15 protein-coding genes are annotated in these 15,537 nt (G+C 50.5%); 2 read left to right on the top strand and 13 right to left on the bottom strand.

Annotation, left to right across the window (positions count from 1 at the left end):
* The first annotated feature begins 15 nt into the window (after positions 1-15).
* Both ACJJIE_RS04110 and ACJJIE_RS04105 read left to right on the top strand, forming a co-directional pair.
* The gene (locus ACJJIE_RS04110) at positions 16-1,350 is read left to right on the top strand and encodes a glutamine synthetase family protein (RefSeq protein WP_444893649.1); all 1,335 of its coding nucleotides are present in this window, start codon (positions 16-18) and stop codon (positions 1,348-1,350) included.
* A 421-nt stretch (positions 1,351-1,771) separates the two neighbouring features.
* Positions 1,772-3,931, top strand: a complete 2,160-nt coding sequence (locus ACJJIE_RS04105; protein ID WP_444893648.1) for a M4 family metallopeptidase — start codon at positions 1,772-1,774, stop codon at positions 3,929-3,931.
* 132 nt (positions 3,932-4,063) lie between these two features.
* On the opposite strand, the gene ACJJIE_RS04100 is transcribed toward ACJJIE_RS04105, so the two are convergent.
* The 13 genes from ACJJIE_RS04100 to mltG all read right to left on the bottom strand — a co-directional run bounded on the left by ACJJIE_RS04100 (position 4,064) and on the right by mltG (position 15,531).
* Positions 4,064-5,722 (bottom strand): alanine/glycine:cation symporter family protein, encoded by a 1,659-nt coding sequence (locus ACJJIE_RS04100; RefSeq protein ID WP_413662275.1) that lies wholly within the window; start codon positions 5,720-5,722, stop codon positions 4,064-4,066.
* 109 nt (positions 5,723-5,831) lie between these two features.
* Positions 5,832-6,857 (bottom strand): D-cysteine desulfhydrase family protein, encoded by a 1,026-nt coding sequence (locus ACJJIE_RS04095; RefSeq protein ID WP_444893647.1) that lies wholly within the window; start codon positions 6,855-6,857, stop codon positions 5,832-5,834.
* A gap of 365 nt (positions 6,858-7,222) precedes the next feature.
* Positions 7,223-7,555 (bottom strand): preprotein translocase subunit YajC, encoded by a 333-nt coding sequence (gene yajC, locus ACJJIE_RS04090; protein WP_282932486.1) that lies wholly within the window; start codon positions 7,553-7,555, stop codon positions 7,223-7,225.
* Between the two features lie 111 nt (positions 7,556-7,666).
* A complete protein-coding gene (locus tag ACJJIE_RS04085; protein WP_020415217.1) occupies positions 7,667-8,113 on the bottom strand; it encodes a helix-turn-helix domain-containing protein in 447 nt (148 codons plus the stop codon).
* Positions 8,114-8,528: 415 nt separating this feature from the next.
* A complete protein-coding gene (gene bcp, locus ACJJIE_RS04080) occupies positions 8,529-9,005 on the bottom strand; it encodes a thioredoxin-dependent thiol peroxidase (protein ID WP_282932483.1) in 477 nt (158 codons plus the stop codon).
* Positions 9,006-9,088: 83 nt separating this feature from the next.
* Positions 9,089-9,727 (bottom strand): DUF2244 domain-containing protein, encoded by a 639-nt coding sequence (locus ACJJIE_RS04075; protein WP_413662277.1) that lies wholly within the window; start codon positions 9,725-9,727, stop codon positions 9,089-9,091.
* A gap of 72 nt (positions 9,728-9,799) precedes the next feature.
* On the bottom strand, positions 9,800-10,780 hold the full coding sequence (locus ACJJIE_RS04070) for a malate dehydrogenase (protein WP_282932481.1): 981 nt from the start codon (positions 10,778-10,780) through the stop codon (positions 9,800-9,802).
* Positions 10,781-10,913: 133 nt separating this feature from the next.
* Positions 10,914-11,537: a dUTP diphosphatase gene (locus ACJJIE_RS04065; protein WP_282934678.1), complete on the bottom strand. Its 624-nt coding sequence runs from the start codon at positions 11,535-11,537 to the stop codon at positions 10,914-10,916.
* 27 nt (positions 11,538-11,564) lie between these two features.
* A complete protein-coding gene (locus tag ACJJIE_RS04060) occupies positions 11,565-12,341 on the bottom strand; it encodes a TatD family hydrolase (RefSeq protein WP_444893646.1) in 777 nt (258 codons plus the stop codon).
* 7 nt (positions 12,342-12,348) lie between these two features.
* Positions 12,349-12,702 (bottom strand): PilZ domain-containing protein, encoded by a 354-nt coding sequence (locus tag ACJJIE_RS04055; protein WP_282932479.1) that lies wholly within the window; start codon positions 12,700-12,702, stop codon positions 12,349-12,351.
* 104 nt (positions 12,703-12,806) lie between these two features.
* A complete protein-coding gene (locus ACJJIE_RS04050) occupies positions 12,807-13,832 on the bottom strand; it encodes a DNA polymerase III subunit delta' (RefSeq protein WP_444893645.1) in 1,026 nt (341 codons plus the stop codon).
* A gap of 47 nt (positions 13,833-13,879) precedes the next feature.
* On the bottom strand, positions 13,880-14,500 hold the full coding sequence (gene tmk / locus ACJJIE_RS04045; protein WP_282932477.1) for a dTMP kinase: 621 nt from the start codon (positions 14,498-14,500) through the stop codon (positions 13,880-13,882).
* Entirely contained in the window at positions 14,500-15,531 is a 1,032-nt protein-coding gene (gene mltG / locus ACJJIE_RS04040) for an endolytic transglycosylase MltG (protein ID WP_444894746.1), read from the bottom strand. Before mltG ends, tmk begins: the two co-directional genes overlap by 1 nt.
* Positions 15,532-15,537 lie beyond the last annotated feature (6 nt).

Here is a 15,537-nt window from a genome sequence, read left to right as displayed (position 1 = left end):
AGCAATGGCTATCCAATGGATAAAATTACAAACTGGCTGGCAAATCACAATATTGCAGAAGTTGAATGCCTTGTTCCCGATATGTCAGGTAACGCCAGAGGAAAGTTCACCCCCACCGATAAGTTCTTAACTCAAGACAGCCGTTTACCGGAAAGCATTTTGGTACAGACTGTCACGGGGGATTATGTCGACGAACACAATGAGCTTGTTGATCCAGCAGACACCGACATGCTCCTAATCCCTGACCCCAACTCAGTGCGCCTAAACCCTTGGGCCAATGATCCGACAGCGCAAATCATTCATGACTGCCATTCTCGAGATGGGGATCCTCACCCTATCAGCACCCGTAATATTTTAAAATTTGTCCTCGAAAAATATGCAGACAGAGGATGGGAACCTATTGTCGCCCCTGAGGTGGAGTTTTATCTTGTAAAAAGAAACCTGGATCCGGATGAAAAGCTATCCGCGCCTGTGGGAAGATCGGGGCGCACAGAAAAAACCAGACAATCCTATAGCATTGATGCAGCCAATGAATACGAGCCCATCATTGAAGACATGTATGATTTTTGTGAAGCTCAAGGGCTTGATGTCGACACACTGATCCACGAATCAGGCACTGCCCAGATGGAAATTAACTTTCTACATGGAGATCCACTTCATTTAGCTGACCAGGTCTTTACCTTTAAACGCACAGTGCGCGAAACGGCTCTTCGCCACGGCATTTATGCAACCTTCATGGCAAAACCGATGGAAGACGAACCTGGAAGCGCACTGCACTTACACCAGAGTGTGGCGGATAGAAAAACCGGTGAAAATATTTTTGTCGATAATACAGGAAAAGAGAGCAATAATTTCTTGCATTTTATTGGCGGTATGCAGAAATACACTCCCGGTTTTATTAGTTTTTTTGCTCCAAATGTAAACTCCTATCGCCGCTTCACACCTGAAATGGCCGCACCCACCAGTCTCCACTGGGGTTACGACAACCGAACAACAGGCCTTCGGGTTCCCGACAGCTCGCCACAAAGTAAACGTCTTGAGAATCGTTTTCCCGGGGCGGACTGTAATCCCTACCTTGCCATAGCAGCTTCTCTTGCCTGCGGGTATTTAGGAATGACCAATAAAGTCGCACCGAGCGCACCTTATCAGGGCGACTGCTCCAAAGAGTCAATTACACTTCCCCGCACCCAGGAACATGCCCTGACACTCCTATCAGATTGTGATGAAGCAACAGAAATGTTTGGCAGTAAATTCGTAAAAGCCTGGAGTGCGATCAAGAGAAATGAATATGAGGAGTTTAATCGTGTGATCAGTTCGTGGGAGAGGGAATTTCTATTATTAAATGTATAAATAACCGTTCCACTAAAAGCTAACAGAAATAATAAACTGTTATCGCCAAATTTATTTTTTCGGAAAAAACAACTCATCTTTCCCTCCCCACAGGCAGAACATCACTTCCTGATTTGTGACGATCCGAGCAAAAATATCGAAAACAATTCAAATATATTAGTTTGCCATCACCTTTTTGTTGCCTAGATGCGTATGCAGGGTAATCTCAAGTTGCCCAATTAATTAGGGCAACCGGTTTGAGAAAGCGAACGCCACTGCCGCTACCGCGGTCCCTTCCTGGCGACGGTTATCTTCTGCTGTCTTACCACATAAAAATCCAGCCTGTATTGGCCAACCAGATTTAATACGGTCCCCACAAGGGAAATACGGCTGTATACCGGCGGATTCATATATAAAAAAGCTATAAAAGGGAAAGCTAGCAATGAAGCATTTTGTAGGACTAAGCTGCACTTTAGCCTTGGCTATTAGTGCACATGCTGTTGAGCGCGTCCCCGCCACGGCGGACATGCTCTCACCACAAACTTTAGCTGCCACCGGCGGATCGGATATGGCGCTCGAAAAAGTTCGTGAGCGCACTCTCGTCAACGGCAAAACCGTAGCCCGCTACCAACAGACTCACAAAGGCATTCCTGTCTACGGCCAAACAGTAACCAGCTCCGGGCAGGGGCTGATTACTGAGGTTCGCGGCAATGTCATCACTGGGCTGGAACTGGAAGTACCCAATATCAAAGCATTTATCAATGAAGATAATGCTATTGAGCGGGCAATGGACCACCAGATCAACTGGCGCACGCAGCAGGGCGTTATCCAGGGAGCTTTGTCAGTTCAGGCTTTGAAGCTGGAAGCACATAACCCCAAAAAGAAACTCTACGTCTATATCGATGAGCAAGACAATGCCCGCTTGGCTTACCTGGTCAACTGGGTTGAGTACGGCGATGAACCCACACGCCCCTTCTACTTTATCGATGCAATGACTGGCGAAGTTCTCAAGCATTGGGACGGCTTGAACTTTGCACAAAATGCGACAGGCCCAGGGGGCAATTCAAAGACCGGGCGCTACGAGTACGGTACTGATTACCCCCACATGATTGTTGACGACAGCTGTGCCATGGATACGGACAATGTAGAAACCGTTGATATGAACCACAGCACGAATGGCGGTAGCATCCACTCGTTCACCTGCCCGGACAATGACTATAAGTCAATCAACGGCGCTTACTCACCACTCAATGACGCACACTTCTTTGGCGGTGTGGTCTTTGATCTCTATAGCGACTGGTACAACACATCCCCTCTCACACAAAAACTGAGAATGCGGGTGCACTACAGCAACAACTACGAGAATGCCTTCTGGGATGGCAGCCAGATGACATTTGGTGATGGCCAGAGCTACTTCTATCCACTGGTTAGCCTCGATGTTTCCGCTCACGAAGTCAGCCACGGCTTTACCGAGCAAAATTCGGACTTGAATTACTACAATCAGTCCGGCGGTATCAATGAAGCCTTCTCTGATATTGCCGGTGAAGCTGCCGAGTACTATATGCGCGGCAGCAATGACTGGTTGGTAGGGGCCGAAATCTTTAAGTCCAGCGGAGCACTCCGCTACTTTGAAGATCCAACTGACGATGGCAGCTCCATCGGACATGCTGATGATTACTACAACGGCATGGACGTACACTACAGCTCCGGCGTCTTTAACCGGGCCTTCTACCTACTGGCGAATACCAGCGGCTGGAATACCCGCACAGCATTCGACCCCTTTGTTCTTGCCAACCAGATGTATTGGAGTGCCAATACTGATTTTGAAGATGGTGCCTGTGGTGTTTTCTCTGCAGCATCAGATTTAGGCTACGACACTGATGACGTTGTTGCCGCATTCTCCACGGTAGGCGTTTCCACCAGCAGCTGCGGTGGCGGCGGTGGTGGTGGTGGTGGTAATGAAGGCGGAGAACTCGAAAACGGGGTTACCGAGACCGATATTGAGGGCAGCAGTGGTGATGAAGTTCACTTCACCCTGGATGTACCCGCAGATGCCACAGGCCTGTCTTTTGCAATGTCAGGCGGAAGCGGTGATGCCGACCTCTATGTTCGCTTCGGCAATGCTCCAACCACCAGCACTTATGATTGCCGTCCGTACACTTCAGGCAACAATGAAACTTGTGATATCGCTGACGCTGACCTTCAGGGCGGAACCTATTACGTCATGGTGCGCGGCTACTCCTCCTTCTCCGATGTCACCCTGGTAGGCAGTTACACCGGTGGTGGTGGTGGCGGTGGTGGTAGCGACAGCTGGGAAGAAACCAACCTTTCTGGTTCCCGCAACAGCTGGCAGCACTTCACCATTGAGGTTGACGCTGGAGCTTCTACCCTGAGCGCCGTAATGGAAGGTGGCAGCGGAGATGCAGATCTCTATGTCCGCCACAGCCAAGAGCCTACCCGTACAGCGTACGACTGCCGCCCCTACCAGTGGGGCAATGACGAAAGCTGCACCATCAGTAATCCGGATGCTGGAACTTGGTATATCAGTATCCGCGCTTACTCTGCCTACTCTGGCGTTACCCTGAGTGCAAGCACTGAGTAATTGAGCTGATTTCCACCCAGCAGGTCTCTGCTGGGTGGGCAAGCTCTAGATCGATCAAAGGATCGGTGGTGCACAAACAAAAAAGGCGGCCATATTGGCCGCCTTTTTTATTTTTAATCAAACCCAGACAAATTATTTATGGCTTGGGTCTTTCCAGTAGTCCTTCACGGTATCTTTCATCTCCTTGGCCAACACAGTAATACCAAACAGGTTGGGCAAGGTCATTATCACAATGGCCACCGCAGAGAGGTTCCAAATAACTGTGGTGTCCTCAATCGCAGCCCAGAAGAATGCAATAACGTAAACTATTCGGTAAGGCATTACTGCCTTGGGGCCGAAAAGGTAAATCATTGAGCGGTCGCCGTAGTATGACCAGGCAATTGCTGTAGAGAAAGCAAACAGCAGAATTCCCAGAGTTACAATCAGACCACCGTATTCACCAAAGTAACCGCGCTGGAAGGCAAGATTGGTCAGGGCCACAGAGTGCACCAGGGACTTACCCCAAATATCCACATCTTCATTGGCAAACTTACCATCTTTCACATCCAGAACACCGCTGAAGCTGTCATCCCCCACACGGAAGTCCAGGTCTTCAGCAATAGAACGGGCGTGGATGAGGGTAAAGTCCTGGCTGTTCAGCGGGTGGCCGTCAGTCACAACAATGGAGCCGTTATAGGCCTTAACATCACTCTCCTGACCGCTCAAATACTTGAACAGCTGCTCAACATCCTGGGTATTCTTCTCATCGTAGCTACCCGCTACAACGTAAGTATCTGCACCTTCAAACAGGTTCTCGTGTTTCTCAGTCCAAACACCAGAAGAAAGAATCACAAGTCCGGTTAAGGTACAAATGATAATGGTGTCGATAAAGGGTTCCAGCAGGGAAACCATACCTTCAGAAACCGGCTCGTCTGCGCGAGCGGCGGCGTGAGCAATAGGTGCAGAGCCCTGACCCGCTTCGTTCGAGAAGAGGCCACGGTTCACACCACGGTTAAAGGCATAGGCAAAGCTCGCACCCAGGAATCCACCTACAGCCGCACTACCGGTGAAGGCATCGCGGAAAACAGCCCCAAAGGACGGCAGAATATTTTCGTAGTTGTAGATGATAACGCCCAAGGCACCTATTACGTAGATAACTGCCATGGTGGGAACAATGGTTGAGGTCACTTTAGCGATTCGGGTAATACCGCCAATAATGACCATGCCCAGCAAAATCGCCAGGATGCCACCCGTCAGAGCCTTCTCAACACCAAAAGAATCGTGCATTGCCTGGGCAATGTTATTGACCTGGGGCAAGCTGCCGGTACCGAATGAACAGATAACGGTCGCGATTGCAAAGAGCACCGCAAGCCATTTCATATTCAAACGGCGCTCCATGTAAAACATGGGGCCACCTGCGTAGTAACCATCCGCTGCTTTAATACGGTATTTGTGTGACAGGGTCACTTCCACAAACTTTGTGGTCATACCCAGGAATGCGGTCATCCACATCCAAAACAGCGCAGCCGGACCACCGAGGAAAATAGCCAAGCCAACGCCACCGATATTACCGGTACCTACGGTACCCGACAGTGCCGTAGCCAATGCCTGGAAGTGGGAGGTATCACCCGGGTCTCCGGGCTTGTCGTACTTACCGCGTACAATCTTGATCGCATGCCCAAAATAACGAAGCTGCGGAAAACCAAGATAAATGGTGAAAAAGAAACCGACTCCAAGTAACACCCAGGGGAACCAAGGTGCTGAGCCGAGCATGCCGTCTATTAACAACAGCAGATTGTTAAAGGAATCCAAACTAACCCCCCACTACTCTGACTTATTTCTGTTTGTTTTATATACAGATACAACTGTAATTTGTTGCGCAGGTTAGCAGCTTACGCGGCACGAGAACAGTAATGTCGTATTATTCGGCCACAGGGAAGAAGTGGGCTCGGTGGGGGAAGAGGCCAAATTGCCCTCCGGTATGAATAAAAACCAGGTTGCCTGAGCCCTGGTAATTTCCTTTTTTTAACTCCTGTAGCAGACCATGAAATGCTTTGCCAGTGTAGACAGGATCGAGAAGAATCCCCTCCAGACAAGCCAACTCTTTAATAGTTTGGTAAACCTCTGGCTCCGCCACCCCGTAAGCGGGGCCTTTATAGTCGGCATTAACCAAAATCTTGAGAGACTCAAAATCAAGCGATACACCAGACTGTGCCATCCACTGCGAAATATCCTCACGCACTTTCACTTGGAAATAATTTGCACTGTCGCAAACGGCGAAACCCGTAACATTCGTAACGGCTTCCAGCAAGTGGCACCCCAAGGTCAAACCCGCTTGGGTCCCACCGCTGCCAGTAGCGCATAAAATATGATCAGGCGAGAAGCCCCTATCTGCACAGTCTGCCAATAATTCCTGAGAGGCCGAAATATAACCCCAGATGCCTAAACCGTCGCTGGCGCCAGTGGGGATACAGAAAGACCTCTGCCCTCTAGACAGATACTCAGCAGCCCAGCTGTCAAAGAGGCTTTGTAAATTCCGGGAGTATTCCTCCGGTGAGTAAACCGCAATTTCAGCACCTGCCAACTCATCCAGTAAAAGGTTGCCATCAGGGATTGCAATGCGCTCGCCACGCAAAATCAACTGAACCTTAAACCCCAATCGAGCCCCCACCAATGCAGTGGTGCGGCAATGATTGGATTGCACTCCGCCACAAGTGATCAAAACCTGAGCCCCTTGGGCCCGGGCCTCAGCGGCAACAAACTCTAGCTTTCGCAGTTTATTTCCCGACATGCCGGACTCGGTAAGGTCATCTCTCTTTATCCAAATCCTGGGCCCTCCATAAGGAAGGGAGTAAAGATCACTGATTCGGTCTAACGACTGCAGAGGTGTGGGCAGGTTCGCCAGGCGCAACCGCTTAGGCAACTCTGTTGGCAGGCTCTTAAGCACGGTGAATTAAACCTGTTATGTCTAATTATTAGTTTTATCGATGTGACTCAGTAAGAGAACACCTCTTAGCAAAAAGTTTCCGCAGTAACAGAACCAAGCTTGCTAAGTATGCTAATGGAGGACTAGCTTTTAAAAATGAATAAAAGTATGCCTTTCAGTGCTATTTATTGCTTTTTGTCTAACCTGTTTTTTTATTGGAAAATTAATCAGACAAATTGGTCCAGCCTTTGATTAATTCCGCAATTTTTCTGTGGGCTTTCAAGGTCCAACAAAAGCTACCCGCGCAAAAAATAGTAACCATAAAAAAGCCCGGCAATTGCCAGGCTTTTTTAGTGACGACATTCAAAGATAAACCCTGAATAGGATTAGATCTTTTTAATCGTACCTTTGGGTAATACTGCGTGCACAGCTACTTTTTGGAACTTCAAAGACATGCTGTCTGCAACTTCCAACACGATGTAGTCCTCATCGACCTTGTCGACGCGGCCCAGCATCCCGCTGCTCATTACAACTTCGTCACCCTTTTTCAGAGCGCCAACCAGCTCTTGGTGCTCTTTCTGGCGCTTGCGCTGTGGGCGAATAATAAAAAACCACATGAATGCAAACAAACCCGCAAACATCAGCAGGGTTATCATCGGATTACCCTGTGCTGCCGGCGCCGCTTCCTGTGCCATGGCGGAGGGGATAAAAAAGCTCATGCAAAACCTCAAAGAGTCAGCCTATTAAATTGCCGCCAACTCTAACGGGTTTGCCCCGCCGAGGCAACGGATTGGGCCGATCCCGTAGAGACCGGCCAAACCAATCCACACTCAGAACCTCTGGCGGACCTGCCGGCGGTAGCCAGTGGGAGACATCCCGGTCCAGCGTTTGAACGCGCTGGTAAAACTGGTTCGATCAGAGAAATCGAGAATTCGTGAGATTCCATCAACGCTCAGCGCAGTATCTTTGAGGAAATGCACCGCGTGACGAAAACGAACATGGTCACGTAAAGACGCAAAACTGAGGTTGTGTTCCTGCAACCGGCGTTGCAGAGTCCGGGTGGACATACTTAGGTCGGACGCTACCGGGCGAATAGCGAGAGAGGCCTTACCGATACGCTGCTCCAGCACATCTATTACCCGTGCGGCAATACCAAAACTGGTTGCTTCGGGGGGGGCCAGCAGCTGGTCGAGAATATTCGGGTCTCCGGATATTCTGGCCTGCTGAAGTGATTTGTCTTCAGAGAGCGAAGTCTGGTCGGGCTGAGTATGGTTCATCGAGCTGCTCCTATTGAGTTCCGTGAGCCGCAGTTATTTTTCTATGTCCGCATCCAGCGAATCCCGGTTGCCCCTGCCCACACCAACACAACATCAACTTCGGCGGACGACTACGTGATGCGGGATGCACCAAAAAACAGACATCGAATCCTTCACAGAGATGTACAATTTTAAACTAACCGCTCCGGCAATTCCCGCAGAGAGACTCTCTCTAGCCGGCGCACCTTTCCTTTACAACTGCCAGTATAGACCAAGAATTAAGAAAGCAAGGGGCGACAGTGCTTTTTTTCATCTTATTGTGTACCAAGGGCCAAAAATACTTACTTTCGGTACCCACATGTCGCCTTTGAGTCCGAAAGGTAGGGGCTACAGCAGACCAAGCACCAGTCCAGCCCCGCCCCTCAGAGTCTGGCAATTAATCCAGGTTCTCGCCAATCCAATTCAAAACATCAGTGTCATGGGTCTTGGTTTTAACTTTGTCGATAATATGGCGAAGGCGCCCACTCTTATCGATAATAAAAGTTGTTCGCAGAAGCCCCATGTACTCCTTGCCCATAAATTTCTTCAAGCCCCAGCAACCATATTTATCAGCGATCTTGTGTTCTTCATCAGATAGCAAATCAAAATTCAGTTCGTGCTTGTCGATAAAGCGCTGCAACTTTGCTTCTGGATCCGGGCTCACCCCCAACACAACAGTATTGGCTTTTTTAAATTCAGCCGCACTATCGCGAATTCCACATGCCTGAGTGGTACAACCGGGAGTAAGTGCTTTCGGGTAAAAGTAGAGGACCACATTACTTTTGTCACGAAAATCCTTAAGTGACACTTTCTCGCCACTTTGGTTGGTCAGCGTAAAAGCCGGAGCCAAATTACCGATCTTCGGAAAAGCCATCTGATATCCCCTGTGGAGCAGTTAAGAGTAAAGCGGGGATTATAGCGAAAAGAAACAAACGAGACGCCAGTTCTATAGAGAAATCAGAACTGCTGCAGACGAAACTCCTTCTCTTTCCTGGCACAAATGCCAAAACGACCTAACTTCTGCACTAGCTCCGCCTTTTCAGCTTCGGTGAGGAACTCCCCGACTTCAAGGCATCCCTCAGGACCACTAAAGTTTACCGAAGCCATTTCGGTAGCACTGCTCCCCATCCTTACGAGTACTGCCAACTTATCGCGGGCGAACTCCCGGTGATACACCGTTTGCTGCCTGAACCCCTTACAGCAATCCAGAATTACCAACTCCTCATTGATGCGTATTACTTCTCTGCGGGTCCCTTCGAGGTACACGTAGGTAAACAGGATGCCCAGCAGGATCATTTCAAGCCCGGCAAAGGGAAGAATCATCCAGGCTCCCGCCATCGCAAAAGCGAGGCTGATTCCAAGGGATACCCCAACCAGGGAGAAAAACACCCATAGATTGCCGGAGAGGGACAGGGACTGGTTAGGCTGCAGCAGGATACAGGCGCAACGGGCGGTGTTGCGGCCAACTTCAGTGACCATAGCAGGGACATCCGGCAGATATATAAAATCAGTGTAGTGCCGATGGCGGCAGCTCACACGAAGATACTGACCGGGAAAGTTTCCTGGTCCGGGCCGGGGTTTACAAAATTCAGGCATAAAAAAACCCACACCTCAGTGTGGGTTTTTGGGAGAGGTCTGCGGCCAAGGCCTGGGACCTGTCACTCCCTATTACGGCAGCAAGTGTGCTACTGCATCACGCTCTTCCGCCAGCTCCTGCTCGGTAGCAGACATTTTCTCGCGGGAGAAGTCGTTGATGTCAACGCCTTGAACAATTTCCCAGTCGCCGTCTTTGCAAGTGCAAGGGAAAGAGTAAATCAGGCCTTCCTGAATACCGTAAGAACCATCGCTGAAAACAGCCATGCTGGTCCAGTCACCTTCAGCGGTGCCCAGAGCCCAATCGCGCATATGGTCGATGGCAGCGTTGGCAGCGGAAGCCGCAGAGGAAGCACCGCGCGCCTTGATGATAGCTGCACCGCGCTGTTGAACAGTCGGGATGAAGTCGTTTTCGTACCATTCCTGCTCCACTTTATCCATGGCTGCAGCACCGGAAACCTTCACTTGATGCAGGTCTGGGTACTGAGTGGAAGAGTGGTTGCCCCAAATGGTCATATGGGTGATGTCGTTAACACTGGAATCAGTTTTGTTTGCCAGCTGAGACAGAGCGCGGTTGTGATCCAGACGGGTCATCGCGGTGAAGTTACGCGGGTCCAGGTCTGGCGCATTGCGCTGAGCGATCAGGGCATTGGTGTTAGCCGGGTTGCCAACAACCAGTACTTTTACGTTACGAGAAGCAACGTCGTTCAGGGCTTTACCCTGTGCAGAGAAGATAGCAGCGTTAGCTTCCAGCAGGTCCTTACGCTCCATACCCGGTCCACGGGGACGCGCGCCTACCAGCAAAGCGTAATCTGCATCTTTGAACGCAACAGTAGCATCATCGGACTGAACGATACCCGCGAGCAGCGGGAAAGCGCAGTCTTCAAGCTCCATAGCAACGCCTTTCAGCGCTTCCAATGCCGGAGTGATTTCCAGCAATTGCAGAATAACCGGCTGATCTTTGCCCAGCATTTCGCCAGAGGCGATGCGGAACAGCAACGAATAGCTAATCTGACCGGCAGCGCCGGTAACAGCAACACGTACAGGTGCTTTCACGATAGTTCTCCCTCGTTTGTAAGCGGCCGCATTATAGGGCCTCGCGAGTAAATTTCATCTTACACAAGCGAAATAGCGGCTCAATTTGTATGACAAAACCTCTCAGACTGTATTGGACACTCTTTGCGAGTGATTATGTCAGCGCCAATTCCCGGTAACGCGTCTGCAGTGCCTTGTAAACCTGGTCACTGTAATCAGCAGCAGATGAGTCCAAAAGTCCGGCAATTTCCGCTAGGTGTTCATTGTCTTCACGGCCCGCCCAGTTTTTTACATAGCTGCCATCTTTGTAGCCGTTATCCTGACGGAATCGGTTGAGTACATTTTTACCAACATATCGCTGGTACAACTCAGCAAAAGACATTTCTGCATCGGCCAATAGTTGAGCAAAGCCAGCAACATCAAACTGTTTGGTGGCCAGGGTGTTCAAGGTGAAAGACTCGAGGTTTTCACGGAAATCACCCGCCGTATGCTCGGAACCGGCAAACTCCTTAAGCATGATCTCAGCCACTTCCTGCGGAGAGCCTTTTTGCAATTCAAGGCTCAAACCGAAATGCCAGATATCCACCAATTCAAGCTTCACCTGATCCATTTCTGGAAGTTGCTTCTTCCACCACTTCCAACCGTAATGGTCTAACAACTCTGCACTTTCTACCCAAATAGCGCGGTACCAGGCAAAGTTTTGCTCACGCCAGTTTTCATTTACTACTGTATTAATCTGGTCTTGCAGAGTCAGCATGACTTGCAACTGCTGCTTCATCATAGGGGAACATCCAATAGACCCGGATCAAACTGCCCGGGGGAATAATCTGAAAAAGTTTTCTGAGGTGATTTCGGCCAGATCTTCGTAGGGAATACCGCGTAAATCAGCGATAAATTCTGCCACTTCACGCACATAGGCCGGAATATTGGGCTTACCCCGATAGGGCACTGGAGCCAAATAAGGGGAGTCAGTCTCAACGAGCAACCGATCCAAAGGCAGCCTGCGGGCGACATCCCGCAGCTCCTCAGCATTTTTAAAGGTCACGATGCCGGACAAAGAAATATAATAATTGAGATCCAGGGCAGCCTTGGCCATATCCCAGCTCTCGGTAAAACAGTGCAGAACACCTGCGGTATTGGTATTACCGTGCTCTTTAATGAGAGCGATAGTATCTTCCCGCGCATCTCTCGTATGCACAATAACCGGAAGCTCTGCCTGCCCGGCCGCTCTCAGGTGTGCAATAAAGCTCTGCTGCTGGATTTCCTGGGTGTCAGTGCTGTAGTAGTAATCCAGGCCTGTCTCCCCCAATGCAACAACATTGGGCTGGTTAGCCATTTCTACCAGTCGCTCAACATCCGCCATGCCAGAGTCGACATCCAGCGGGTGCACACCAACGGAACAGACTACGTCCTCGTAGCGGGATGCGATTTCAACAACCGCATCGGCGTTTTCCAAACTGATACCGACACAGAGGAATTTGCCAACACCGCGACTGCGGGCCAGGTCCAATACAGCATCCAGATCGCCATCAAATTTATCGAGCTTAAGTCTGTCCAGGTGACAGTGAGAATCAACAAGCATTAGAGAGTTACAACGTATGGGTTGGGCGGCTGGATTCTAAGGTTCCCGCCAAGTGAGTTTCAATCTTGTTTTGCGCGATATTGTCCTTATCGCCAAACTGAACTCCGATTCCGGGAGTGCGGTTGCCTTGAGCACCATTGGGGGTAATCCAGATCACTTTACCGGCAACCGGAATCTTTTCCGGCTCATCCATTAAGCTCAAGAGTAGAAAAACCTCATCGCCAAGGCTGTACGATTTATCGGTGCTCACAAACAGGCCTCCATTTTTTACAAAAGGCATATAGGCCGCGTAAAGAACAGATTTATCCTGGATTTTCAGTGACAGGATGCCGTTGCGGGCACCGCCTCCCATGGCTTTCATGAACAACCTCAATGTTTATATTTCTAAATGATGCGCTAACTTATCTAAGCCCGCTGCCTGTGTCCAGGCAACGTCAATCACCCTACCCGATTTGCGTAAGGCGCCTAAGTAAAAAGCTTTGCCCAACGAATAAATAATTCTTCCAGTAGCAAACGACGATTGGGGTTAGCTGTGCCCAGCAACCCTTTGCGCGCCTGAAGTAGATGATCATAGAAGGCAAATACTGGCTGTAAACTTTGCTCGCCCTCCCCCGGCAGCCTCTGTAATAGTGCCATTAACTGGGCATCTCCAGTGAGATCACAACTGCGAATCTGAACAATTTGGGCAAGCCAGTGCTGCCAGAAAAGTAGCAATTGAACCAGCTCAACACCGCTGGGGGGCGCCTCCCAACGGCCCGCCGTAGAGACAGAATTTGCCCCGCCCTGTGCCACAGCTACCAGATCTTTAAAGAACTGCTCGCGAACTTCTCTCGATTCAGGTTCAGCCAGTTTAACAGCCAATAACGGCGCTCCACCGGCCAGGGTTAAGACACGTTGCGCCAGCGGTTCCTCCAGTCCCTTTGCGTATAACCACTGTAGCGCGATCTCTTCAGTTGGAGACGGAAAAGTAATGGCTTGGCAGCGACTTCGAATGGTTGGCAAAAGGCCAGTGGGGGCATCGGTGATCAGCACAAAGATAACGGAGGGTGCCGGCTCTTCCAGGTTTTTCAACAGGGCATTGGCTGCGTTGACATTCATCGCCTCCGCCGGCGACAAACAAACCAGACGCGCCCCGCCCCGCCCACTGGTGTGGGAAACAAAGTTGCCCAGCTGACGGATCTGTTCCACTTTCAGCGGACCACCGGGCTTTTCAGGTTCAACTTGTAGGAAATCAGGATGCGAGCCAGCCACCCACAACCGACAATCCTTACATTCTCCACAGGCCTGACCTGCTCTCGGTTGTTCACATAGGGCCAATGCCGTAAAAGCAGCCGCGAATTGTCGCTTTCCCAACCCCTCTGGGCCAGTCAGCAGCAAAGCGTGCGGACAGCGGCCCGCCTGCAACTGCAACCCCAACCGCTGCCATTGCTCGGAGTGCCAGGGAAGAGGTACCGGTATCGATTTATACTCAAAAGTTTCAGGCACAGACATCAGCCACAATTCTTATCATTTAAAAATAGATTCTGGGGCAAGATAGCTTAAAGCAACAGCTCCAATTGCTTGGCTAGATCCATCTGCACCTGTTCCAGAGATTGGCCGGCATCCACAACCGCGTAACGGGCAGGCGCAGCTTCAGCTCGATCGCGATAAGCCGCACGCACCCGCTGAAAAAACTCCAGGTGCTCACTCTCAAACCGATCCGCTTCCCCAGTGCGCGCGGCTCGCTGTAGCCCCACTTCCGGGTCGAGATCCAATAAAAGCACTTTATCTGGGCGCAAATCTCCTTGAACTGTCTGCTCCAACTGCTCGATCAATTGTCGATCCAGTCTGCGACCGCCACCTTGGTAAGCATAGGTAGCATCGGTGAAGCGATCACAGATCACCCAATCCCCACGTTTTAAGGCGGGCAGTATAACCTGAGACAGGTGTTGCGCGCGGGCGGCAAACACCATCAATAATTCCGCCGTGGGATCAACGGATTCATCCCGTTTGGCCAATAACAGCTCTCGCAGCTGTTCTGCCAATGGGGTGCCTCCCGGCTCCCGCGTTTGGATAAAGTTAATATTGTGCTTTTTGAGCCACTCGGTGATGAAGAGTAAGTTGGTAGATTTCCCCACCCCCTCTACCCCCTCGAGGGTGATGAACTTGCCGTGCGACACTAATTTTTTCCTTTTGCCGGGCTCGAGCGGTAATCCGCGCGCCTTTTCAGCTGATACTCCCGCACCGCACGGTTGTGCTCTGTCAGAGTCGCTGAGAAATGATGAGATCCATCCCCTTTACCAACAAAATATAAGCTCTTGCCGGGCTTCGGATTTAAAGCGGCCCGAATTGCCGCTCGCCCAGGCAGGGCAATCGGCGTGGGGGGAAGGCCATTAATAACGTAAGTATTATAAGGTGTTGCTTGGCGCAAGTGAGTACGGGTCAGATTTCCATCAAAGTCCTCACCCAAGCCATAAATTACGGTGGGGTCGGTCTGCAAGCGCATGCCTTTATTAAGCCGGCGTACAAAAACACCGGCTATTTCACTGCGCTCCGATGGCTGCCCTGTCTCTTTCTCGATAATTGAAGCCATGATTAAGGCTTCATAGGGCGACTTATAGGGCAGATCATCCCCTTTTGATTGCCACTCCTCATCCAGTACTTTCTGCATCCGATCATAGGCCTGGCGCAGCAGTTCAATATCTGTGGTACCGGACCGATAGACGTAAGTATCCGGAAAAATCCAGCCCTCGACCTCATCTTCCTTTAAACCCAAGGCCCGGGCAGCGGCACTGACATTGCTTCCCTCTTCGGACTGAACGATTCTGTCACCGGAGCGGATTTGTCGCAGCGCCTGGCGAAAAGTCCAACCCTCTAATAGCGTAATGCGATAGCGGGTAACTTCACCGCGATTCAGGCGCGCAATCAAGTCCCGCGCGTTACTGCCAAAGGGAACTAAATACTCGCCGGAATGGATTTCTGTTGTGCCCTCCCAATAGGCATAGGCGAGGAGTATTTGCGGCCACTGGATTACCCCTTCGCCCTGCAAGCTTCGCAGCGTCCGGGACAAACTTCCGCCCTTTTCCACCTGAAGCGTAAGCCCATCTTGTGCAATCGGCAGGGGGGATTCCAAGGCTTCCTTTGCCACGTATAGAGAGGCAACTGCAACCAAGCAGGCTAATACCAGCCCACCAAATAACAGTTTCAACACTCTCCA

Source organism: Microbulbifer maximicatervae (SeqCode) (assembly GCF_052467325.1).
The sequence above is the reverse complement of the archived record's forward strand: the minus strand, read 5'-3'. Positions and strand labels throughout refer to the sequence as shown.

Bases quoted from the DNA above. Each gene is read 5' to 3' on its own strand.
- ACJJIE_RS04065 (WP_282934678.1), bottom strand. From the start codon at position 11,537: ATGAAGCAGCAGTTGCAAGTCATGCTGACTCTGCAAGACCAGATTAAT.
- ACJJIE_RS04055 (WP_282932479.1), bottom strand. From the start codon at position 12,702: ATGAAAGCCATGGGAGGCGGTGCCCGCAACGGCATCCTGTCACTGAAA.
- ACJJIE_RS04060 (WP_444893646.1), bottom strand. From the start codon at position 12,341: ATGCTTGTTGATTCTCACTGTCACCTGGACAGACTTAAGCTCGATAAA.
- ACJJIE_RS04085 (WP_020415217.1), bottom strand. From the start codon at position 8,113: ATGAACCATACTCAGCCCGACCAGACTTCGCTCTCTGAAGACAAATCA.
- yajC (WP_282932486.1), bottom strand. From the start codon at position 7,555: ATGAGCTTTTTTATCCCCTCCGCCATGGCACAGGAAGCGGCGCCGGCA.
- bcp (WP_282932483.1), bottom strand. From the start codon at position 9,005: ATGGCTTTTCCGAAGATCGGTAATTTGGCTCCGGCTTTTACGCTGACC.
- ACJJIE_RS04075 (WP_413662277.1), bottom strand. From the start codon at position 9,727: ATGCCTGAATTTTGTAAACCCCGGCCCGGACCAGGAAACTTTCCCGGT.
- ACJJIE_RS04050 (WP_444893645.1), bottom strand. From the start codon at position 13,832: ATGTCTGTGCCTGAAACTTTTGAGTATAAATCGATACCGGTACCTCTT.
- ACJJIE_RS04110 (WP_444893649.1), top strand. From the start codon at position 16: ATGGATAAAATTACAAACTGGCTGGCAAATCACAATATTGCAGAAGTT.
- ACJJIE_RS04105 (WP_444893648.1), top strand. From the start codon at position 1,772: ATGAAGCATTTTGTAGGACTAAGCTGCACTTTAGCCTTGGCTATTAGT.